Source organism: Ruoffia tabacinasalis, assembly GCF_042652985.1.
GTDB lineage: Bacteria > Bacillota > Bacilli > Lactobacillales > Aerococcaceae > Ruoffia > Ruoffia tabacinasalis.
The window spans coordinates 1-23,404 of record NZ_JBHSHQ010000062.1 but is presented as its reverse complement, the minus strand read 5'-3'; the positions used below and the strand labels follow the sequence as shown (position 1 = coordinate 23,404).

Genomic DNA, 23,404 nt, shown 5'->3' with positions numbered 1-23,404 from the left:
AAAATAGGATTAATGACATTTATATTGGTCATTAATCCTATTTTTAATATTCTTTACATCAGTTAACTAAATTTTAAAAGAAAATTTGAAATTAAATTCATCCTCATTCAATTGATATTCATCCGCTAACTCTGGCCCACAAGCATTACTTCCTAATCCGCTATGAGCGTAATCAATATGCAGATAATGATTATCTTCAATCACTAACTGATCTCTGTGACTAGTGTCAGTTAATTGTTGAGTAGAGTATTGAGAAAAATTAAATGAAATTCCATCTTCACTAATAAACTCTATATCACTCTCACTATTTAACACATTTAATTTTTTAACATTAGCATGTGCACCATTTTCTTGTGGTGTTACATATGGTTCATATAGGTCTTCAATTGAGGCATTAAACAAAGCAAGATAGCTTGCGTGTTTTTTATCAACATAATTTTCATATGGACCGTTACCGAAGTATGAAACGTCGTTAAAAGATTTATTTAATGGCATCATTATCCCAAATCTAGGTAAGAATGGGAAAATAGGGTCTTTAAGAGCATTTAGATCCAAACTAATTTCACCGTTTTTAGAAATTGTCCATTTGATTGTTAATTCTAATAGATTTTGTCTACCCATTAAATTTAGAGTGCCCTCAAATAGTAATTCAATTCTTTCACTTGTTTCATTTACTGAATACGAATGAATTCGTGTAGAAGAATGGTCATATCTGGCTTCATACCATTCTTTTTTTATATTACGGTCGTTATCGATTGGCGCTCTCCATACTGTCCATGTAGAGGGAGCATTCAATAAACTAGTGTTATTCTTGGAAATCTGTTTAATAGCACCATCAGCTTTATTAAATTGAATTAGATTACCGTCAGTTTGAACATCAATAGACCCAATATTATCTTCATAAGAAATAGTTACATTACTCTGACTTTCTTTGAATGCGGGTGAGTATGATTGTACTTCCACATAATCAAAGCCTTGTTCATTGTAATTAGAATCATTATTAGTGAAGTATACAAATCGTAGACTTAAAATGTCATCAAAGCTATGTTTAAGTTTCAAGTGGTAATCTTTTGATTCTCTGGCTGGCACATCAATATCATCTAAATCTTCACTATCAATCACATTTCCGTCTAAGTCTAAATACTCAACCTTCACATTGTAGTGATTCTTAGAGGATGTAAAGTCAAATGTACTCTTGAAAGTGAAAGTAGAAGACTCTAAATCATATTTCTTAAGTCGTAAATATCTATGTACCTGACGATATTCTAATAAGCCAGTGTGCGGTGTTCTGTCAGGAAAAACTAGCCCGTCCATACAAAAATTACCATAATGAGGGAACTCTCCATGATCACCACCATAACGATATATAGCAGGTTCTTTCGAATTACGATTAATATTTACAGCGTGATCAGCCCATTCCCACACAAAAGCACCAATAAATTCATCTTTGCTCATCATGTAGTCATAATATTCTTTGAAATCACCTGGACCATTACCCATTGCGTGTGAATACTCACATAAGATAAATGGACGATTAATTGTGTCTGAAAAATATTTATCATCAATTTCTTCTACTGAGGGATACATACGACTATACATATCAATATATGTTTCATCGTATTCAATATTTGGGTTATGATAATAATAAGCTTCATAATGTAGAGGACGTGTGCTATCGAGTTCACGTCCACGCTTTAATGCTTTCTCGACTGCAATACCGTACCCACCTTCATTTCCTGCCGACCACATAATGATAGAAGAAAAATTTCTAAAAGGTACAATGCTTGATTCCATACGATCTGTAATAGCGAAACTAAAACGATCATCGTCTGCAATCATATTATAATTATCGTTTTCGCCTAGTCCATATAGGTCAACCACACCATGACATTCAAAATCTGATTCACTCATTACGTAGAAACCATAACGATCGGTTAATTCGTAAAACTCAGCAGTTTTTGGATAATGAGCTGTTCTAATTGCGTTGAAATTATAATTTTTCATTAACTGTAAATCATTTATCTGGTTATCTAAGTTTACAGTCATACCAGTTTCTGGGTGAGTGTCGTGGTGGTTAACTCCATACAGTTTTATAGACTTATGATTCACATACAGTTGGTTATCTTTTATTTCAACTTTGCGTATACCTATCTCTTGTCGGTAAGTTTCATTTTCAGTTTCTAATAATACTAAATATAAATTTGGGTCCTCAGCATTCCACAGAACTGGAGACTCTATTTCAATCGTATGGGATTGCGAAACATCTAGTTGTCTATTTTCAATAATATCACCATTAGGATCAAGTAAAGAGAAATGAATCTCGCCTAATTCTCGAAAATCAAGAAATTGGATATCAATGGATGCGGTATTTAAATCTTCAGAAATATCAGGTGTAATAACAAAATGATTTAATCTTTGTGGACTTCTTTCCAATAAATATACATCTCTAAAAATACCACTATATCTAAATTTATCTTGATCTTCTAAATAAGTAGCATCGCCCCATTGAATGACTAAAACAGAAATTTCATTTTGACCATCATGTACAAAAGAAGAGATATCAAATTCTGTATTTGAATGAGAGATTTTAGAAAAACCAATGAATTCGTCATTAACCCAAACATAAAAAGAGGAATCAACACCTTCAAAGTTAATATGGTAATCAGAGCTAGAGTTATAATTATCTATTGTAAATTTACGACGATATAATCCTGCTGGATTTTCATATGGTGCGTACGGGGGATTATAAGGAATCGGAAATTCAACGTTGGTATATTGAATTTGTCCATATCCAGATAACTGCCAACAGCTAGGAACCGCAATGGAATCAAAGGTAATTTGTTCACTTTTTTCTGATAACCAATAAGGCTGTTCAATTAATCGAACGTTTTCAAAGTAATGAAAGTCCCAAGTCCCATTTAAGTCGTGATAGTAAGATGAGTCTCGTCGGTTAGGATTTTCTTGAGCTTCTTGCCTGTTTTTATATGGTATAAAGTAGTTTCTTCTAGGAAGAGTATTGACTTCGTTTACAGATAAATCTTCAAAATAATTTGTTAATAACATAATATATCCACCTCTCAATGTAATTAAGAAAGCCCACATAACATATTTGTAAGCCTTTACTTAAGTATATTGATATTATAACGAAAATGGTATATGTTTTTGCATATTTTTTATGTAAAAATGTTTCTGTTTTATGATGACTAGGATAAATGAAACATAAAAAATTATTTTCTAGGTTTAAAACTCTCTCTCTCAATAAAATTCGCTCCAACATAGACAGTTTTATTAAAAGGACGAGGGTTTTCTCTTTGGTCTTTTAATAATAAGATGGCAGTATTAGCTAAAGCAAAGCGATCAATATGATAGGTAGATAAACTCGGTGAAATATATTTTGCAATATTAATATCATTAATGCTTATAAGATTTGTATTACTAGGAACATGAATTTTATTTTCATTAAAAACCTGTAAAACACCAACTGCAATAGGGTCTGATGCTACAAAAAAGGCTGTAGGTAGTGATTTAAGCGTGTTATTTTCTACGATTTTCTGACCTAATTTATGGCCAGTCTCAACAGAAAATTTCCCGCCAGTATATATATTTTCTTCCTTCAATAATCCAAACGTACTTAAATATTGTCTAAAGGCGCTTTCACGTCTATCAAGAATTTTCATGTTAGAATCGGGTTCAAAATATCCACCACAAATTAATCCTATATTTTTATGTCCAGCACTCAACATTAGATTGATAGCATTTTTAGTAATCCAATCTAAGTCTGGATTAACTGTATCAAATTTTTCACTAAGAACATTAGATTCTAAAAAGACGCCGTAACTATACTTTTTGTTTAGGTAGGTAACTTCTTCTTTTGAGAAACTGCCTATAGCAATAAAAGAGTCAGCTCCTTTTATACTTTTTTTAATACCTTCATTTTTACTAATATAATGGAGTTTCATGTTATGTTTTTCACTATTTTCACTAAGATGTAGTCTTAATTCTCTAAAGTATGTGTCATGTAGCTCTTCGATATCTGTTACCCAGTAGTAGACGCTAATATCATAAATACTTAATTTGATTTTTTCTTTTGGATACCCCAAGTCCAGGGCAGCGGTGAGTATAATGTTTTTTGTATCTTCTGTGACTGATAAAGTTAAATCATTGTTTAATAATCTAGATATTGTCGATACTGAAAATCCAGTTTTTTCTGATATGTTTTTTAATGTAACCATTTATATCCTCCTTAATTAATAAATAGATGTAATTAGTATATTTTTTTACTTGGTCGTTTACATGTCTATGACATATATTACTACAAAATAAGTAAAAACATTTACTAAATAATCAAAAAATGTTTATAAACTATTTACTTAAATATACTATAAACGTATCATAGTAGTAAAGAAAGCGCTTTTATTAAGAGGAGGAATAGTTTTGAGAAAAAATGTAAAGTTGACTAGTTTATTAATGCTTTTGGTTGTAATACTTATAGGATGTGCACCTGATTCAGAAACAGATACTGGTGAATCTGCTGAGACAACAGGTAATGGTGAAGGGCAAACACTAGTAATATGGGAAGATCAAGATAAAGCTATTGGAATTGAAGATGCTGTAGCGGCTTTTGAAGAGGAATACAATGTAACAGTTGAAGTTATTGAGAAAAATTATGCTCAACAGATTGAAGATTTAAGATTAGACGGACCAGCTGGTTCTGGGCCAGACGTATTAACCATGCCAGCAGATCAATTAGGAACCTCGGTAACTGAAGGGTTGATTTCTGAGTTGACTCTTGATGAAGAAACAAAAAGGATTTATGTTGAATCTGCATTAGAATCTCAAATGATTGGAGATGCGATTTATGGCTTACCCAAAGCAGTAGAAACGCAAATACTATTCTATAATAAAGAGTTAATTGAAGAATCGGATTTACCACAAACAACAGATGAGTGGTATGAGCTGTCCCAAGAATTCAACACAAGTGAACAATTCGCATTTCTAGCACTTTGGGATCAATTATACTATGCAGGAGGAGTAATAGATGCATACGGTGGTTATGTATTTGGTCAGAATGAAGATGGAGAGTACGATCCACAAGATATAGGATTGAACAATGATGGTGCGGTTGAAGCTGCAGAATATATTCAACAATTTTATGCTGATGGAATATTCCCTTCAGGTATTGTTGGTGAACAAGGTATTAATATGTTAGACGCACTATTCTCAGAAGGTAAAGCTGCAGCCGTAATTTCTGGACCTTGGAATGTTGAACCGTTTACATCAGCAGGAATTGATTTTGGTGTTACGGAATTACCACTATTACCTAATGGTGAACATATGGGGTCATTTATAGGAGTAAAAAGTTATAATGTTTCAAGTTATTCAGAGAACAAAGAGTTAGCTGAAGAATTTATTAAATTTTTAACTAATGAAGAAAACTCAAAAGTAAGATATGAAAAAACATTAGAAGTACCTGCAGTAGCAAGCCTATCAGATGACCCAATTGTTTCTGAAAGTGAAGTGGCAACAGCGATAGCTACGCAATCACAATATGCGCAAGTAACGCCTGGTATAACAGAAATGAACTCAGTCTGGGAGCCGATTGATACAGCTTTACAAACAATCGCAAATGGATCTGGAAATCCTCAAGAAGCACTCGACAGTGCAGTGGAACAAATTGTTTCTACAATCCAATCACTAGGACAATAATAAGTAACTTATTAAGGGAGTGTAGTATTTATGCATTCCCTTCTTTTATAGAAAGAGAAAAGGATGGTTGTAGTGGAGAGAACAAATAAACATAGAAGAACAGCAACATTACTTTCGATTATCCCAGGATTTGGGCAATTTTATAATAAGCAAATTGTAAAAGGGATTATATTTTTAGTTTTTGCCATAGCGTTTGTAATCGTTTCATTTGATTTTGTTTCAGTAGGAATTTGGGGGCTTGTAACCTTAGGTACTGAACTTCCAAGGGATAATTCTGTTTTCCTACTTGCAGAAGGTATTATAGCATTTATAATAATGGGATTTGGTGTAGGGTTTTACCTGATAAATCTTAAAGATGCAAATGAAAACGGGAAACGACGAGATAATGGCGAAGAACCTGCAAATATTGTAAAAAGTTATCATAATCTTTTAGATGCTGGTTACCCTTATTTGATATCGAGCCCGGCATTTATCTTATTAATATTCTCAGTTATTTTCCCATTGGTTTTCAGTGCTTTAGTAGCATTCACAAATTACGACTTATATCATTCGGCGCCAGCAAATTTAGCAGATTGGGTTGGGCTTGAGACTTTTATGAAGATTTTTACAGTCGATATATGGCGTTCTACTTTATTTAATGTCTTAGGTTGGACGATTATTTGGACATTAGTAGCATCTACATTACAAGTAGCTATCGGTGTATTTCTAGCAGTTTTAGTTCACCAACGTGGAGTGAAATTCAAGAAATTTATTCGAACTATGCTGATACTTCCGTGGGCGGTACCTGGGTTTGTAACTATTTTAATTTTTGGGGCGTTATTTAATGATTCATTTGGAGCGATTAATAATCAACTATTAGCCTTTCTAAATGTGAGTCCTATCCCTTGGTTAAATGATCCTTTATGGACTCGAATAGCATTAATTATGATTCAATCATGGCTAGGTTTTCCATATATTTTTGTAGTCACAACAGGTGTACTTCAATCTATTCCAGATGAGTTATACGAAGCAGCAGTGATTGATGGTGCAGGCAGTTTCCAAATGTTTAGACGCATAACATTTCCACTTATTATGACTGCCATGTCACCGATTATAATCACACAATATACTATGAACTTTAATAATTTCAATATTATTTACCTATTCAATGGCGGAGGACCTGCTGTAGCGGGCTCAACTGCCGGAGGAACAGATATAATAGTTTCCTGGATATATAAATTAACAACACAAAATAGTCAGTATGCTTTGGCTGCAGCATTAACAATTTTTGTTTCTGTCATTGTAGTTTCAATAGCGCTTTGGCAATTTAGAAGAACTAAATCTTTTAAGGAGACGGTATAGATGGATCAAGGTAAATCAAAGACAAAAAAACTACTTATCACATATATAATTCTAGCAATAGTAATCTTGATTATTGTATATCCCTTAATATGGACGATTGGAGCAAGTTTCAATCCAGGTGATAGTCTTTCTAGCACAAGTATTATACCTGCAAATCCAACATTAGATCATTATCGTAAATTATTTAATAATGAGGCGAATCTACCATATTTAAATTGGTATTGGAATTCATTAAAAGTAAGTTTAAGTACAATGATTTTATCGCTCACTCTTGTATCATTTACGGCATATGCATTTTCTAGATTTAGATTTAGAGGAAAGAAAAACAGTCTATTATTATTTATGCTATTACAGATGGTTCCGCAGTTTTCCGCGTTAATTGCTATCTACATTTTAGCTCAGTTATTGGGAATGATTAATAGCCACTTTTTATTAATACTAATTTATGTAGGTGGACAAGTGCCTATGAATACATACTTACTAAAAAATTACTTTGATACAATTCCAGTATCATTAGATGAAAATGCGATGTTAGATGGAGCATCAAGGTTCACAATATTTCGAAGAATCTTGTTACCTTTAGCAAAGCCCATGTTAGCTGTTGTAGCAATGAATGGATTTACTGGTCCATTGGGTGATTTTGCTATTTCCTCTGTGGTATTAAGAAACACGCAATATTACACATTACCATTAGGGTTGTATCAACTTGTTACAAATCCAATGACAGCAAGTTATACAACATTTGCTGCGGGAGCTATTTTAATAAGTATACCGATTGCAGCCGCATTCTTAATGCTACAAAAATACTTTATTACAGGATTAACTACTGGAGGTACAAAAGGATAATGATTAACAATAGAATGATGCATGGAGGGGACTATAATCCCGAGCAATGGATTAAGTATCCGGAAATGATTGAAAAAGACTTTGAAGCTTTTAAGAAAGCTAATATAAATACAATTACCGTTGGAATGTTTTCATGGAGTATGTTGGAGCCAGAAGAAGATAAATTTGAATTTGATTGGTTGGATAGAATATTCGAGTTAGCCCAGACAAATAATATCAATGTTATTTTGGGAACGCCCAGTGGAGCTAGGCCTAATTGGTTAGCTCAAAAATATCCAGACGTATTACGAACTAATGAAAAAAGAGAAAAAATGTTGTTTGGAGGACGTCATAATCACTGTTTTACATCACCAAATTATAGGGATAGAGTAACTAAAATAGATTCAAAACTAGCTGAAAGATATGGTAACCATCCTAGTTTAGTAATGTGGCATATTTCAAATGAGTTTTCAGGCGAATGTCATTGTGACCTATGTCAGAGAGCTTTTAGACAATGGCTAAAAAATAAATATGAAACACTTGAAAATATTAATGAAGCATACTGGAGTACTTTTTGGAGCCACAGATATACTAATTGGAACCAAGTTGAGTCACCTTCTAGTATAGGAGAACAAGGCGTACATGCATTGAATTTAGATTGGAGACGTTTTGTAACTGAGCAAACAATTGATTTTTACAAGACAGAAGTTAATGCAATTAAAAAATTCTCAACTGATATCCCTGTTACAACAAATTTTATGGCAGATACGGTAGATTTATGGCCTTTTCAAGCATTGAACTATAGCAAATTTGCAAAAGAAATTGATGTGATATCCTGGGATAGTTATCCTGCTTGGCATAATGATTGGAGTGAGGATTTTGAAATAGCTATGAAGGTTGGGTTTATTAACGATTTGTATCGTTCATTAAAAAAGCAACCATTTCTATTGATGGAAAGTACACCAAGTTTTGTGAATTGGCATGACATAAACAGACCTAAGAAACCTGGATTTCATCCTTTAAGTGGTCATCAATATGTAGCACACGGATCTAATAGTGTATTATATTTTCAATTGCATCAATCAAGAGGATCTTCAGAGAAATTCCATGGTGCAGTTGTTGGTGTAAATGGAGATACTGATACTCGAGTATTTAATGAAGTCTCGGATTTAGGACATTCATTAACAAACTATGATTCGATAATTCATACTATGAATCAATCTGATGTAGCAATAATGTATGATTGGGAAAATGACTGGATACTCAAAGATATACAAGGCTTTTCAATTAAAAATATGAATTATATTGAAACGATTCATAATCATTATTCATATTTTTGGGAAAATGATATCAGTGTGGATGTTATTACGCCAGATGAAAGTAACTGGGATTATAAATTAGTGATCATACCAATGTTATACATGATGGATGAAGATATACTACAGCAAATTGAAAAATATGTATCGCAAGGTGGGAAAGTAGTTTTAACCTATATGACTGGGATTGTAGACAAAAACGATTTAATTCACGATACTGATTTTCAAGAGAGAATTGAAAATCTTGTAGGTTCATCATTACTAGAAATGGATATCTTATATCCAAAACAACGGCATCAACTTTTATATAAAGGACAGACTTTTGAAGTAAAAGATTATTGTGGCGTAATAGAAAATAATAAATCAGAAGTCATTGCTAATTATCAAAGCAGTTACTTGAAGAATAAAGCGGCCATAGTAAAAAATCAATATGGTGATGGTCAGGTATTTTATATTGCGGCACGAACAGATAAAGAAATGCTTCATTATTTCTATAAAGATTTTGCTGAAGAAATCGGACTTAATGACACGGTTATCAAAAATTCAAATAAAGAAGTGTCTATTCAAAGACGATCAGATGATGATTATGATTATTATTTTATAATGAATTTTTCGGAAGAAGAGAAAGACGTATATCTAAATGAAAAAATGAAAAATTTGAATTCTAATGTTGAAAAAACAGGAACAATAACTTTAAGTGGTTATGAAGTTAAAGTACTGCAACGTCACAGATTAAGAGGTGAACTATAGTATGGTTTCTATTAAATTAGCAGGTATTAAGAAGCAGTATGAAGGTGCCGAGGATTATTCAGTAAAAGATTTTAATTTAACAATTGAAGATAAAGAATTTATTGTATTTGTTGGTCCGTCGGGATGTGGGAAATCAACAACACTAAGAATGATTGCAGGCTTAGAAGAGATTACCGATGGTGAATTATTGATTGATGGAAAAGTAATGAATAATGTTGCTCCAAAAGATAGAAATATAGCTATGGTATTTCAGAATTATGCACTGTACCCGCATATGACAGTTTATGAAAATTTATCATTTGGTTTAGAACTCCGAAAATATAAGAAAGATGATATAGATTCACGAGTAAAAATTGCTGCTGATATCTTGGGTCTTAACGATTTCTTGGAGCGAAAACCAGCTGCTCTTTCGGGAGGACAAAGACAGCGTGTGGCTTTAGGAAGGGTTATTGTAAGAGAGGCTAATATATTTTTAATGGATGAACCATTGTCAAACTTAGACGCAAAATTAAGAGTGCAAATGCGGAGTGAAATAGCTAAACTGCACAATCGATTAGGGACAACTACAATATATGTTACACATGATCAATCTGAAGCTATGACCCTTGCTACACGAATTGTTATAATGAACGATGGAGAGATTCAACAAATCGGTATACCTGAAGATGTCTATAATTATCCAACCAATACGTTTGTTGCAAGTTTTATTGGATCGCCAGCTATGAATTTAATACGAGTAACATATAAAGATGGATTTGTAACGAGTGATAATGGGTCGAAATTACCAGTAGCTCTTCCATATAAGAAGAAACTTGATGAACAAGGATATCAAGGTAAAGAAATAACCTTAGGAATTCGTCCTGAAGACATTCATGATGAACAAATAATAATTGATTCATCAAAAGAATCGACTGTTAATTTATTGGTTGAAGTTGTGGAATTAATGGGATCTGAAATAGTTCTATACACTTCTTTAGGTGAAGATGAATTAATTGCAAAAATTTCAACGCGTCAAAAACCAAAAGTGGGAGACACAGTTGAACTAGCATTTAATTTAAATAAAGTTCACTACTTTGATATAGATACTGGAAATAGAATTAAGTGATTTTCAACCCCATGCCTCTGCATGGGGTTTCTTGTATACTTTGTATGTATATTAAAAGCATTCCCCATGCACCAATGTTATAATAACCCTAAAGCGCTTTACACATCATAAGGAGGCATAACATGAAAGTTGGATTTATCGGTTTAGGTGTCATGGGGCAAAGTATGGCAGGACACATTCTAGAAGCAGGTCATGAATTGTTTGTCTTTAATCGAACAAAGTCAAAAGCCAATAATTTAGTTGAACAAGGAGCAACATGGTTAGATACACCAAAAGAAGTAGCAGAAGCTGCTGAGCTTGTTATTACAATTGTTGGTTATCCAAAAGACATTGAAGAAGTTTATTACGGTGAGTCAGGTTTGTTTGCGGGAGCACATTCAAAGAGTTTATTCATTGATATGACAACAAGTACACCATCTCTTGCTGTTCAATTGGCAGACAAAGGGAAAGAGTTAAATGTTGGTGTCTTAGATGCGCCTGTGACAGGTGGAGATGTCGGGGCCCGCGAAGGTCGTCTAGCTGTATTAGTTGGTGGTCATGAAGCAGACCTTAAAAAAGCAAAAACAGTGATTGATACCTTTGCTGCGAATGTGACGCATTTTGGTGAGCACGGAGCGGGCCAACACGCAAAAGCGGTCAATCAAATTATGGTTGCGGGGACGATGTTAGGTCTAGCAGAGATGATGACTTACGCAAAAACAGCCGAATTACCATTAGATAAAATAGTGAAAACCATTGGCTCTGGTGCGGCAAGTAACCGCTCCTTAGATAACTATGGGCCAAGAATTATTCAAGATGACTATACGCCCGGCTTTTTCGTCAAACATTTTGTTAAAGATCTAAAAATCGCTTTAGATGAATCTAAGAAAATGGAACTGGAGTTACCGATGACTGAATTAGCGCATAAATTATATACGCAACTTGCTGAGGCAGGTCATTCAGATGAAGGAACTCAAGCCATTGTGAAGTTATGGTGGGACGGAGAATTCAATGGCTAAGACAGAGTTAATTATATTTGATTTGGATGGAACTTTAGTTGATAGTGAATCCGTGTACCAAATGGGTTGGGCGACGGTTCTTAAAGATTTTGGACATAACGTAGAAGTAGCAGATTTTGAACTCATGCGCGGTAAAGGTAGACACCACAATAATCAATATATCAAATCCTACTTAGGCACTGATGCCCTCGTACAAGAAGCAAGAAACTTACGTGAAGAATACTACTTCAATGCTTTAAACAACAATGAAGTGCAATTGATGCCAGGTGCATTGGAATTACTTGAAGCAGCTTTTGAACAAGGAATTACCTTAGCCGTCGCCACGTCTTCTTATCGCGATAGAGGGAAAGCAACTTTAGATCAATTTGATCTTTCAAAGTATTTTACTTATCAAGTATTTGGTGATGAAGTGGAGAACGCCAAACCACATCCTGAGATTTATAATAAAGTCTTAGAGTTGGCGGGAGTGGAGGCTGATAAAGCTGTTGCTGTTGAAGATTCACTTTCAGGCTTAAAATCCGCTTTGGACGCGCAGCTAACGGTTTATTTTGTGCCTGAAGCTGAAGTATCTTTTGACAAAGATGAGAAACGAATCAAGCGGTGCAATGATTTACACGAAGTAAAAAACGCTCTATTCAAATAACATCACCAAATTCAGCCATGAGCCTCAGTGCTTATGGCTTTTTACGTCCCAAAGAAATCGCCATCAACCTATCTCCCACGCACATTTTTAATGTGATATAATTTATTTATATTGAGTCAAGGAGTTGAAATTCGGTGCTAGCGTTAATTTTGTTTGAGCGAGCTGCAATTGTTATTTTGTTAGCTTATATTCTTATGAACAATGATTATTTAAAACACATGTTATTAAATCGACGCCAAACAAAATCGGTGATCGGTCTTAGTTTAATTTTTTCAGCATTTGCTATTCTGTCTAATATTACTGGGGTGTTGATTTCTTTTGACCAGCTATCTTTCTATCCCTTATTCGGTCAATTAACGGATGAGGTTGTGATTGCGAATACGCGGGTGTTGAGTATTGGTGTGAGTGGAATTGTTGGCGGGCCTTTAGTAGGAACGATGGTCGGGGTCTTGTCGGGGATCTTCCGATATTTTCAAGGTGGGACGGACCCGCATATTTACCTAATATCTTCTATATTAATCGGAAGTATTGGTGGAGCCTTTGGTCATGCTTCGATTAAAAAGCAAACCTATTTAACTCCGTTTCAGGGTGCAGGTGTGGCGGTACTTTTGGAGCTGGTTCAAATGGCATGTATTTACTTTCTAAGTTCGAACCGCGCGATGGGAGCAAATTTAGTGCAAGTGATTATGTTTCCAATGATGCTCGTTAATAGTGTTGGGATGAGTATTTTCTTATCAATTATATTGAATACGATTCGTCACGAAGAAGGGTTGAGAGCCATTCAAACGCAAGATGTCTTGCAATTGACGAAGGAGACTCTGCCTTTATTTGGGAGTGGTTTGAATCCTGAGAATGCGCAGAAAGCGGCTGAGTTGATTCATAAGACGATGAAGGTGTCAGCGGTGAGTATTACGAACCGGAAAGATATTCTTGCTTTTACTGGGGCAGGAAGTGACCATCACCGAGTTGGGTCAGACTTGGTGACGGATTTATCGCGACAAGCGATTACGGAGGGTGAGATGTTGGTGGCGCATACGCGAGCGGAGATTGGTTGCCACTGTGAGACTTGTCCTTTGGAAGGGGCGATCGTGTTGCCTTTAAATGACGGAAATGATATTGTTGGCACTTTAAAATACTACTTTACAGATGACAACCAATTAACTGAGGTTGAACAGAAGTGGGCTGAAGGACTATCAGAAATCTTTTCAACCCAAATTCAATTAGGAAAAGTTGACTCGCAAAAGCATTTGCTGAAACAAGCGGAGCTACGCACTTTACAAGGGCAAGTGAATCCACATTTCTTCTTTAATACGATCAATACAATTAGTGCGGTGATGCGCTTTGATCCTGATAAGGCGAGACGATTATTAATTAAATTAAGTCAGTATTTTCGTGCGAATTTAACTGGAAACCGCCAAACTTTAGTACAAGTGACGAATGAACTGGAACAAGTCAGAGCGTATTTAGAAATTGAAGAAGCACGCTTTCCAGATAAGTTTGAAATCAGTTTTGATATATCCGAAACGCTGCATCACGTATTAATTCCATCTTTTCTAATGCAAGTGTTAGTTGAGAATGCGATTCATCATGCCTTTAAAGAGCGGGAAACGGACAACAAGATTCATATCGCATTAAAGCCCCAAGGTGAAAACCTAATATTCTCCGTTGAAGATAATGGGTATGGAATTCCAGAATCTATCATTGAAAAGTTAGGGAGAGAGGTTGTGGAATCGGCAGAGGGGACTGGCACGGCGTTGGAGAATTTAAATAAACGTTTAGTAGGTATTTATGGTACGAAAAGTGAGCTCCAGATTGAATCGTCGTCTGACGGAACCAAAGTGAGTGCTTTAATACCGTATCTTTCAGAGGAGGAGAAGATGAATCATGAAAATTCTTTTAGTTGACGATGAGCAATTGGCTCGTCAAGAATTGAGTTATTTACTGACAGAAATAAAGTCGGGGAATGACTATTTTGAAGCGAGTCACATTAAGGCTGCCCAACAAATGCTCTTAAAAGAAGCCATTGATGTGATTTTTCTAGACATGCATTTGCAAAATGAATCTGGCATGGAGTTAATGGAAACTGTGACACAGATGAAGGAACCGCCATTTGTCGTCTTTGCGACGGCTCATGATGACTTTGCGGTGAGGGCATTCGAGCTGGATGCGACGGATTATATCTTAAAGCCATTTGATTTGGAACGACTACAAAAAGTCATGGGGAAAATAGAAGCCCGAATGAGTCACCGGTCTGTTCAGAATGTACCGGATAAAAGATCTGACGCATCTTCGCGTGACAAACGCTATTTACCGATTGAAGATGAGGATCGAATTGTCATGGTAGCAATGAATGATGTTTATGTGGTGACGACCGATGAAGGCGAAGTCATTATCCAAACGCATGATAAAGAGTATCGTATGCGCGAGTCACTCAAAGCAATGAAGGAAAAGTTACCTGAGGAAAACTTCATGCAAGTTCATCGGGCCTATATTATTAACTTGAATGAAGTTGAAGAAATACAGCCTTGGTTCAACCGAAATTATCAAGTCACGATGAATAATGGGTCAAAAGTCATTGTGAGCCGGTCATATATGCAAGCGTTCAAAGCTGTTTTTGGTTTGTCCTAAAGAGGGGCCGTATTTGCTCACAATCCGAAATTAAGAATTCATAATACTATGGCGTAACGGCTGAGAATGATATACTAGTCGGTGTTAAAGTATTTTATTACAAATTAATCGGAGGTATTTATGGGTAAAAAAATTGTTGTAGCCTTAGGTGGGAATGCAATCCTTACGGATGATCCATCAGCCAAAGGACAAATCGAAGCTTTACGTTATACAAGTAAGCGACTTATCGAACTTATCAAGCAAGGTCATCAATTAATTATCAGTCATGGAAATGGCCCACAAGTAGGGAACTTAGCATTACAACAGGTAGCCGCTGATTCAAAAGAGAATCCAGCCCTACCTTTAGATACCCTTGTGGCGATGACTCAAGGAAGCATCGGGTATTGGCTCCAAAAAGCTTTGAATGAAGCCTTAGCTGAAGCAGGCATTAATAAACACGTGGCTTCAGTTGTCACTCAAGTTGTCGTTGACGAAAGCGACCCAGCCTTCGCTAACCCAACTAAACCGGTCGGCCCTTTCTATTCCAAAGAAGACGCAAATAAATTAACTGCGGAGACTGGAGACATTTATGTAGAGGATGCGGGACGTGGCTACCGAAAAGTCGTCCCATCTCCAAAACCTATAACAATTGTTGAATACCCAGTCATTAAGAAACTCATCGAAAGTGACGTCATTACCATTTCAGCCGGTGGCGGTGGTATCCCAGTCAAAGAGGCCGAGCATGGGTACATTGGCCTGGAGGCAGTCATCGACAAGGACTTCGCCTCTGCTAAACTCGCTGAATTAGTCGAAGCAGACTACCTATTCATTCTAACAGGTGTAGATAATGTCTATGTTAATTACAACAAACCAGACCAAGAAAAATTAGAAGAAGTCACCGCCAATCAACTAAAAGAGTGGATCAACCAAGACCAATTTGCTCCAGGCAGCATGTTACCAAAAGTTGAAGCAGCCATTTCACTAGTAGAAAATCGCCCAGAAAGTAAAGTAGTCATCACTTCGCTAGGAAACATCGAAGCGATTTTTGGAGACGGTTCTGTAACGGTAATAACAGCAAGCTAACTGAATGAAAGACCGAGTCACGAGGATTCAAGAGGCAATAATCATCGTGAGTCGGTCATTTTTGCAAGCTTTCAAAGATATTTGAGGCTTGTTATATAGATATTGTAAACGCTTCATACAGTGAGATGTGCATTTCATTTAAAATTTTGTGCATTTGGTCGCAAAACTGCTCTATCCTTTCTTATTTAATGTATATTTTAGTTAACAAAGAAAGAAGGAGTGGAAAAGATGATTTCCTTATTAGGTGGTATTGCTTTACTAGTGATTGGGTATTTTACTTATGGAAAATTTATTGAAAAGAACTTTCAAATTGTTCCAGATCGTAAAACACCTGCGGAAGTATTAAAAGATGGCATGGATTTCGTGCCAATGTCTCGTTCGAAAAATGCCATTATTCAATTATTAAATATTGCGGGGACAGGGCCAATTTTTGGTCCAATTATGGGAGCGCTCTACGGGCCAATCGCTTATGTATGGATTGTTGTCGGCTGTATCTTCGGGGGAGCCGTTCACGATTACATGATCGGTATGATTTCTTTACGTAATGATGGTGCTCACTTACCAGAGTTAGCCAGTCGTTACTTAGGTAAAAACTTCAAACATATCGTAAACCTATTCTCAATTGTATTACTCCTATTAGTAGGAACGGTATTCGTAACAACGCCTGCCAACTTAATTAGTAGTTTAACACCTGATTTCTTAACGATTGGAATTATTACTCTGCTGATCTTTGCTTACTATGTTATCTCAACGTTACTACCCATTGATAAAGCGATGGGGAAAGTATATCCATACTTTGGAGCCATCTTAATTATCTCAACGATTGCGATTGGTTTAACATTAATCTTTGGAAATTACCAAATGCCAGAGTTAACTTTATCAGCGATTCGTTTAGAAAACTATAACGGTGTGCCAATGTTCCCAGCGATTTTCTTTACAATTTCATGTGGGGCATTATCAGGATTCCACGCAACTCAAGCACCGATGGTATCACGTACAACGACTTCAGAATCACAAGGTCGTTACATTTTCTACGGGATGATGATTGCAGAAGGTGTTATCGCAATGATTTGGGCAGCGGCTTCAATGAGTTTATTCGATGCAGGAACGTTAAATGCCTTAATAAATTCAGGAACACCATCGGCAGTTGTGAACGAAGTATCAGTGATGTTATTAGGTAATGTCTTTGGGACCTTAGCCATCCTTGGTGTGATTGTTCTTCCAATTTCATCGGGTCTATCAGCTTTCCGAAGCTTACGCGGAATTATCGCGGACTACATCAATGTGAAACAAGATACAGCTAAGAAAGTCTTAATGTTAACTATTCCAATTTTCGCTGTATCATTCATGCTTACTTTAGTAGACTTCAATTTACTATGGCGCTACTTTAACTGGGCAAACCAAGTGACAGCCGTAATTGCATTATTTGTTGCGACACGTTACTTAAGATTGAAAAATCGAAACTATATTGTTGCTCTAGTGCCAGGTGCCTTCATGTTATATGCCGTGCTAGTGTATATCATAAGTGAGCCAATCGGCTTTAATCTAGGCTTAACACCAGTGACATATATTGTCAGTTTAGTCGTATCCGTGATCATCCTTTGGTACTTAGCGAAAGCAGGAACTAAACAGATCAGTACTCTGGACGAAAACTCAGAAATCGTCAACGACCACTTGCCAATTGGAACCTTCTCATCGGGGGAAGCGTAGATAGTATATATTACAAACTCAAGTAACCTACTAACATTTTTTTAATGTTGGTGGGTTGTTTTTCATTATATTACTCGTTCATATATAAAGGTTATACTTATTAAATCAGAGCACATTGTAGTATACTTAATCTATAGAGATATCAAGGAGTGGTGGTGTGGAAACATTTGAAGAATACTTGAATGCCATGGGAGACCCTGAGCATAAAGAGAAGCTGACTGAAATGCTAGTCTGGGTTAAAGAGCATTATCCAAATTTAAATACGCGAATTGCGTGGAATCAACCAATGTTTACAAATGAGGGCACATATATAATCGGTTTTAGCCATTCGAAGGGACATATTTCCCTAGCGCCTGAAGTGAAGCCAATCAAAGAGTTTAAAGAAGAGATTAAGGCCCTTGGCCTCAGCCATACGAATAATATTATTCGCATCAAGTGGACTGATCCAACCCCCTTTTCATTAATTGACACCTTGATAAAATACAACCTCAAAGACAAAGCCGGTTACACAAAATTTTGGCGCTAAACGAGGATTGGCGTCTTTTTTGTATTGACTAATAGGGGCCTCAGTTTTAGAATGATTTAGAAAAGTGTTATCAAGAAGATAGGCCCGATGAAGTGAGTGTATTAGTTTTTGATATTGGTGGAGCTGTCGCAATGAATAGGCAACTGTAAGAGGGCGAAACTTATTTGCGGGCGAATTTGGCTATATGTTAATGGATTCGGAAACAACATTAAGTAAGGCCGCATGAACGTATTCCCAAATTAAAAAACATAATAAAGCCAACCAAGCTGAGGCACAGATTAAAGACGGTCTTGAACTATTTGAAATCGCTATAGCGGGTAATTCAAATGCTTTAGAAATTAACGATGGCTTTATGAGCTTTCTTGCGTGGGATTTATAATTTATCTGTGATTATCAATCCGAATTAATTGCGCTCGGAGGCGGCATTTCTGTGCGGGAAAATATTGTCGAAGGAATCGCTTTACGGGTTAAAATGATTTTAGACCGAAACGGCGAATCTGAAATTGAGCCAATGTCCAAGAATTGATGCGAATTTACTGGGAGCCGCAGTGAATTACAATCGTTACTTTATCTAAAGCGAGAGCAGAATGGAAAGGCATAAGATAAATTATAAGATGGCAATTTGGATATTACTGCTTCGCTTCATAGCCGGCTATCTGAATGTGATGGTGCTCTTATTGTTTGCTCAATCAGTTGCTGGACATACTGGTAATTTGACTAAAGTTGCTATCCTGTTTGCGCATGGAGATTATGATGTGATGTTAAATATGGCCTCCATGTCGATCAGTTTTTTAGTAGGGGCAACTGTTGGAGGGTATTTTTATCCAACTGACCGGTTTCAACCACGATTAAATTACGGAAATTATTTAATCATTATGGGTGTCATTTTATTACTGTTCAACTGGTTTGGTTATCAATCAGTCTATTTCCTTATTTATATTTCCTTTAGTTTCGGCCTACAAAATGGGATGTTCGTCTTTTATAAAGGTTTGGTCATTCGAACAACAATATTAACTGGAACAGTGACTGATATTGGTGTGGAGCTGGGACGCAATCTCCGAGGTGGAACCGAAGACCGCTGGAAACTGCGCTTTCACATTGTGAATCTGTTGTGCTTCTTAATCGGCGCTGTATCAGCGACAGCCATTCATCTATACACAAATTGGAATGTGCTATTGATCGCAGCCGTGATTGATATTGCGATTGGCTTATATTATTTCACCTTAAAAGAAGAGATGATTAAAGATAGTTTGGAAGAGGAGTAGTGAGGAAGACCTGCGAATGTAGGTCTTTTTTATTTGGGTTTGGCGTTGTGGGCCGTCGTGAGTTGGCTCGACAGTCCGCAAATTCGTTTCCGTAGCGTCGTGAGTTGGCTCGACAGTCCGCAAATTCGTTTCCGTAGCGTCGTGAATTGGCTCGACAGTCCGCAAATTCGTTTCCGGAGTGTCGTGAGTTAGCACCACGCCCCGCAAGCTCATTTTCGGACCGTCGTGGGAGTTCACGATGCACCGCACCATGTCGTCATATTCTATTTTCCGAGGCACTGGGCGTATATTTTTCCGCAATACTTGGTATAATAGGTATAGAATGCAAGTTAGAGAGGTTTTTATATGGTAAGAATAGGGGTAGTTGGCAGTATTTCCACGGATTTTGTCGTAGAGGCGAGTCGCCGGCCTGAGCAAGGTGAGACGGTTTTTGGTGATTCATTTGAAACAAGTTTTGGCGGCAAAGGTGCGAACCAAGCAGTGGCGACCGCGCGTTTAGGTGCCGATGTATCAATGATTGGCGCAGTTGGCGATGACGAGTTCGCGGAGCATTTAGTGACAAATTTACAAAATGAAAACATAAATACAGACGCAGTTCAAAATGTGAGCGGTGTGCCTTCCGGATCGGCGATCATCACTTTAGTTGAGCGAGACAACTCGATTATTTACGTTGCTGGTGCAAATGACGAGGTCAAGCCGGAAGACATTTCAAAAGAGCTCGTGAAAAGTTTTGACATTGTGCTTGTTCAAAATGAAACGCCAGTAGAGACGATCGAGCAATTAATTGATATGTGTAATGAAGTTGATACGCCAATTATACTCAACCCTGCACCCGCACGTGAAATGAGCGAAGCTTACATTGCTAAAGTAGACTATCTCACTCCGAACGAATCCGAGGTCAAGGTGCTATTTCCCGAGGAGACTATGGAAAATATTTTACAAAAATATCCTAATAAAATGATCGTCACTTTAGGAGCTGAAGGAGCGGTCTTCTTCGACGGAAAATCACATCAGTGGATTCCGGCGGTTGATGTGCCGGACGTGGTCGACACAACTGGAGCGGGTGACACATTCAATGGGGCGCTAGCGTTTGGATTAGCTTCAGGCTTGGCTTTAGAAGAGAGTGTGCAGTTTGCGAATTTAGCTGGCTCGCTTTCAATCACTAAAAAAGGCGCCCAAGCAGGGATGCCGACCTTAGAAATAATGCGAGAACATAAAGAATTTAACACAAAATGGAAATTTGGAGGAGAAAAATAATGACAATTAAAAAAGTAAGTGACTCACGTGTGGTGCAGACGCACTTGATTATGCCTGGCGACGGGAACCGTCACAACACGCTTTACGGAGGAAATTTAATGCGCATGATTGATAACGTATCAGCGATTAGTTTCACAAGACATACGCGTTCTCTTGGTGTAACTGCATCGATGGATGTTTTGAATTTTATTAAACCGTTACCCGTATCGAATTCGGTGTGCATCGAAACGATCGTCTCGGGTGTTGGCAAACGCTCAGCAGAAATTTTCGCGAAAGTCATCGGAGAGGATCTAGCGACCGGCGAACGCTATTTAGCTGCCACAGCCTTTTTAACATTTGTGGTCGTGGACGAAAATGCGCCAGACATCCCGCAACTTGAAGCGGAGACTGAAGAAGAGCGCTACATAATGAAAGGTTACGCTGAGCGTCGTAAGAAACGTTCAGAAGATCGCCTGGCAGATCGTGAGTTTCAAGAAAATATTTCAATTGAATTCCCTTGGGGATAAGAAAATAGAGTCAAAGCACAACTGCTTTGGCTTTTTTATTTGCTTGCGGGGCGTCGTGAACCGGCACGACACTCCGTAAATTGACTTGCGTAGCGTCGTTTTGACTCACGACACTCCGCATTTGCAAATACGGTACGTCGTACTTGAGCACGACGCTCCGGAAACCGATTTGCGGTCCGTCGCGACTGCTCACGACGCACCTTAACCAGCCCAAACCAAATTATTTTCAAAAATCTGCAAATAAAATAATGGAAATGCCCATTTTTTACGTATGTATATATAGTAGAAAAATATACTGGAGGTAAACACATGGACAAACCGTTTGAATTGCAATTTTATGAATGCTTAAATGAAAGATGCGAACTACCGACTTCTGTCAAAAACAGACTAGCCAGACAACAAGTCGGTTATGAAGGGCACTTAGATTTTATTAAGATACTGAGGGAAAATCTCCCCGAACATTTTGTATTACTCAATGACATTTTCTATAAATTGCCTTATAAATTTACTCAAATTGATTCGGTTTTAATTACTGAACACGCGATTTACCGATTTGAAGTGAAAAATTTATTGAGCGAATATACTTATAAAGAAGGCTTTTGGTACCGAAAAGGTGAGCGACTGTCACGCAATTTCTTTACCCAAGTCAAACGAGCGGGAGAAATATTTGAGGAAATTATTCAAAATGATGGACTGTATTTGCCGATGGAATCGCAACTGGTGTTTATCAATGAGGACGATACGGTTAAAATTTTCGACCAGGAAAATGTCAGCCCCTATTTAATGCGGTGGGAACTGCGATCATATTTGAAAAAAGTGGTTGAAGATAGCCGAGGAGGCTCGATGAATCCGAAAGAAGTCGCAAAGTACTTAATGAGCAAAGCAACTGAAGGGCATTTAGTCAGTGAGGTGATGGACAAGAAATTGCGCGCTTTAGCGCGGAGAGGTATCCTGTGTGAAAATTGTGATAGCTGGCGAGTAGATGTGAAATCAAGACGCTATCACATTTTGTGTAAAAATTGCGGGCACCAAGAACCAAAGCAGAGAGCGGTTCTGCGCACGATTTGTGATTACGGCGTCTTGTATCATGATCGGCCACTGACGAAAAATGCGGTGACTGAATTTATCGGCGAACCAAGTCTGGAGTATATTATTAAGCGTACCTTGCTGAATTATTTTGAGCTAAATTCAAAAGGAAGAGCATCAATTTATCTTAATCCAGCTAAGCGAATGGAGTTTGCTTTTAAAGGTGAGGAATTTAGATATTATTCAAAATAGGGCGTCGTGAAGCCGCGCGACGTACCGGAAATTGACTTGCGTAGCGTCGCGGGCCGGCACGACGCTACGTATTCGCCGATGCGGTACGTCGTGCCACCTCGCGACGCTCCGGAAACTGATTTGCGGTCCGTCGAACCATCTCACGACGCCCCGCAAGCTCATATCCAACCCATATTTCACCCCGTATTATGGAACGAGCGACTGAATTATGATAATATGAATGCACGTAAATTGATTAAAGGAGGTTATTATGAAATTCATTACATTTGATTCTTCAACAAAGGCGCTGTCAGTGGCTTTAGCTGAGGGCGAGCAGCCGACGGATTTTACTATAAAAGCCTCAACCACAACCTTGGGCAAGCGTCAGCACGGTCAGACACTCGCACCTGCGGTTGAAAATATTTTAAAGCAAGCCGATTGTATATGTCAATTGAAAAAGGGACCACCTTGCTGTTGAAAAAGGGACCACCCTGCAGTAGTAACAGGAG

General features: G+C 37.3%; 19 protein-coding genes. 17 read left to right on the top strand and 2 right to left on the bottom strand.

Going from position 1 to position 23,404, the window contains the following annotated elements; translation table 11 throughout:
• Window positions 1–66 precede the first annotated feature (66 nt).
• Window positions 67–3,063, bottom strand: a complete 2,997-nt coding sequence (locus ACFO5Y_RS10340; RefSeq protein ID WP_197104604.1) for a glycoside hydrolase family 2 TIM barrel-domain containing protein — start codon at window positions 3,061–3,063, stop codon at window positions 67–69.
• A gap of 164 nt (window positions 3,064–3,227) precedes the next feature.
• Window positions 3,228–4,232 (bottom strand): LacI family DNA-binding transcriptional regulator, encoded by a 1,005-nt coding sequence (locus ACFO5Y_RS10335; RefSeq protein WP_197104605.1) that lies wholly within the window; start codon window positions 4,230–4,232, stop codon window positions 3,228–3,230.
• A 235-nt stretch (window positions 4,233–4,467) separates the two neighbouring features.
• On the opposite strand from ACFO5Y_RS10335, the gene ACFO5Y_RS10330 reads away from it, so the two are divergent.
• From ACFO5Y_RS10330 to ACFO5Y_RS10250, 17 genes are all read left to right on the top strand, one after another.
• Window positions 4,468–5,706, top strand: a complete 1,239-nt coding sequence (locus ACFO5Y_RS10330) for an extracellular solute-binding protein (protein ID WP_197104652.1) — start codon at window positions 4,468–4,470, stop codon at window positions 5,704–5,706.
• A gap of 63 nt (window positions 5,707–5,769) precedes the next feature.
• On the top strand, window positions 5,770–7,047 hold the full coding sequence (locus ACFO5Y_RS10325; protein WP_197104606.1) for a carbohydrate ABC transporter permease: 1,278 nt from the start codon (window positions 5,770–5,772) through the stop codon (window positions 7,045–7,047).
• Window positions 7,048–7,893: a sugar ABC transporter permease gene (locus tag ACFO5Y_RS10320; protein ID WP_197104607.1), complete on the top strand. Its 846-nt coding sequence runs from the start codon at window positions 7,048–7,050 to the stop codon at window positions 7,891–7,893.
• A complete protein-coding gene (locus ACFO5Y_RS10315; protein ID WP_197104608.1) occupies window positions 7,893–9,938 on the top strand; it encodes a beta-galactosidase in 2,046 nt (681 codons plus the stop codon). The genes ACFO5Y_RS10320 and ACFO5Y_RS10315 overlap by 1 nt, the downstream gene beginning before the upstream one ends.
• 1 nt (window position 9,939) lies before the next feature.
• Window positions 9,940–11,043 (top strand): ABC transporter ATP-binding protein, encoded by a 1,104-nt coding sequence (locus ACFO5Y_RS10310; RefSeq protein WP_197104609.1) that lies wholly within the window; start codon window positions 9,940–9,942, stop codon window positions 11,041–11,043.
• A 122-nt stretch (window positions 11,044–11,165) separates the two neighbouring features.
• On the top strand, window positions 11,166–12,041 hold the full coding sequence (locus tag ACFO5Y_RS10305; RefSeq protein ID WP_197104610.1) for an NAD(P)-dependent oxidoreductase: 876 nt from the start codon (window positions 11,166–11,168) through the stop codon (window positions 12,039–12,041).
• Window positions 12,034–12,684: an HAD family hydrolase gene (locus ACFO5Y_RS10300; protein WP_197104611.1), complete on the top strand. Its 651-nt coding sequence runs from the start codon at window positions 12,034–12,036 to the stop codon at window positions 12,682–12,684. The genes ACFO5Y_RS10305 and ACFO5Y_RS10300 overlap by 8 nt, the downstream gene beginning before the upstream one ends.
• A 134-nt stretch (window positions 12,685–12,818) precedes the next feature.
• Window positions 12,819–14,588, top strand: coding sequence for a LytS/YhcK type 5TM receptor domain-containing protein (locus tag ACFO5Y_RS10295; RefSeq protein WP_209494348.1), 1,770 nt, complete (start codon window positions 12,819–12,821; stop codon window positions 14,586–14,588).
• A complete protein-coding gene (locus ACFO5Y_RS10290; protein ID WP_197104612.1) occupies window positions 14,569–15,312 on the top strand; it encodes a LytTR family transcriptional regulator DNA-binding domain-containing protein in 744 nt (247 codons plus the stop codon). Before ACFO5Y_RS10295 ends, ACFO5Y_RS10290 begins: the two co-directional genes overlap by 20 nt.
• Before the next feature lie 120 nt (window positions 15,313–15,432).
• Entirely contained in the window at window positions 15,433–16,374 is a 942-nt protein-coding gene (arcC, locus tag ACFO5Y_RS10285; RefSeq protein ID WP_197104613.1) for a carbamate kinase, read from the top strand.
• A gap of 228 nt (window positions 16,375–16,602) precedes the next feature.
• The gene (locus ACFO5Y_RS10280; protein ID WP_197104614.1) at window positions 16,603–18,084 is read left to right on the top strand and encodes a carbon starvation CstA family protein; all 1,482 of its coding nucleotides are present in this window, start codon (window positions 16,603–16,605) and stop codon (window positions 18,082–18,084) included.
• A gap of 157 nt (window positions 18,085–18,241) precedes the next feature.
• Window positions 18,242–18,610: an iron chaperone gene (locus ACFO5Y_RS10275; protein WP_197104615.1), complete on the top strand. Its 369-nt coding sequence runs from the start codon at window positions 18,242–18,244 to the stop codon at window positions 18,608–18,610.
• A gap of 614 nt (window positions 18,611–19,224) precedes the next feature.
• Complete coding sequence (locus ACFO5Y_RS10270) at window positions 19,225–19,875, top strand: YoaK family protein (RefSeq protein WP_209494350.1); 651 nt, start codon at window positions 19,225–19,227, stop codon at window positions 19,873–19,875.
• A 345-nt stretch (window positions 19,876–20,220) separates the two neighbouring features.
• Window positions 20,221–21,132 carry a ribokinase gene (rbsK, locus tag ACFO5Y_RS10265; protein ID WP_197104617.1) on the top strand — a complete coding sequence of 304 codons (912 nt, stop codon included), beginning with the start codon at window positions 20,221–20,223 and terminating at the stop codon, window positions 21,130–21,132.
• A complete protein-coding gene (locus ACFO5Y_RS10260; protein WP_231606893.1) occupies window positions 21,108–21,638 on the top strand; it encodes an acyl-CoA thioesterase in 531 nt (176 codons plus the stop codon). The genes rbsK and ACFO5Y_RS10260 overlap by 25 nt, the downstream gene beginning before the upstream one ends.
• A gap of 309 nt (window positions 21,639–21,947) precedes the next feature.
• Window positions 21,948–22,916 (top strand): nuclease-related domain-containing protein, encoded by a 969-nt coding sequence (locus ACFO5Y_RS10255; RefSeq protein WP_197104618.1) that lies wholly within the window; start codon window positions 21,948–21,950, stop codon window positions 22,914–22,916.
• Window positions 22,917–23,166: 250 nt separating this feature from the next.
• Window positions 23,167–23,373: a hypothetical protein gene (locus ACFO5Y_RS10250; protein ID WP_380706594.1), complete on the top strand. Its 207-nt coding sequence runs from the start codon at window positions 23,167–23,169 to the stop codon at window positions 23,371–23,373.
• The last annotated feature ends 31 nt before the right edge of the window (window positions 23,374–23,404 follow it).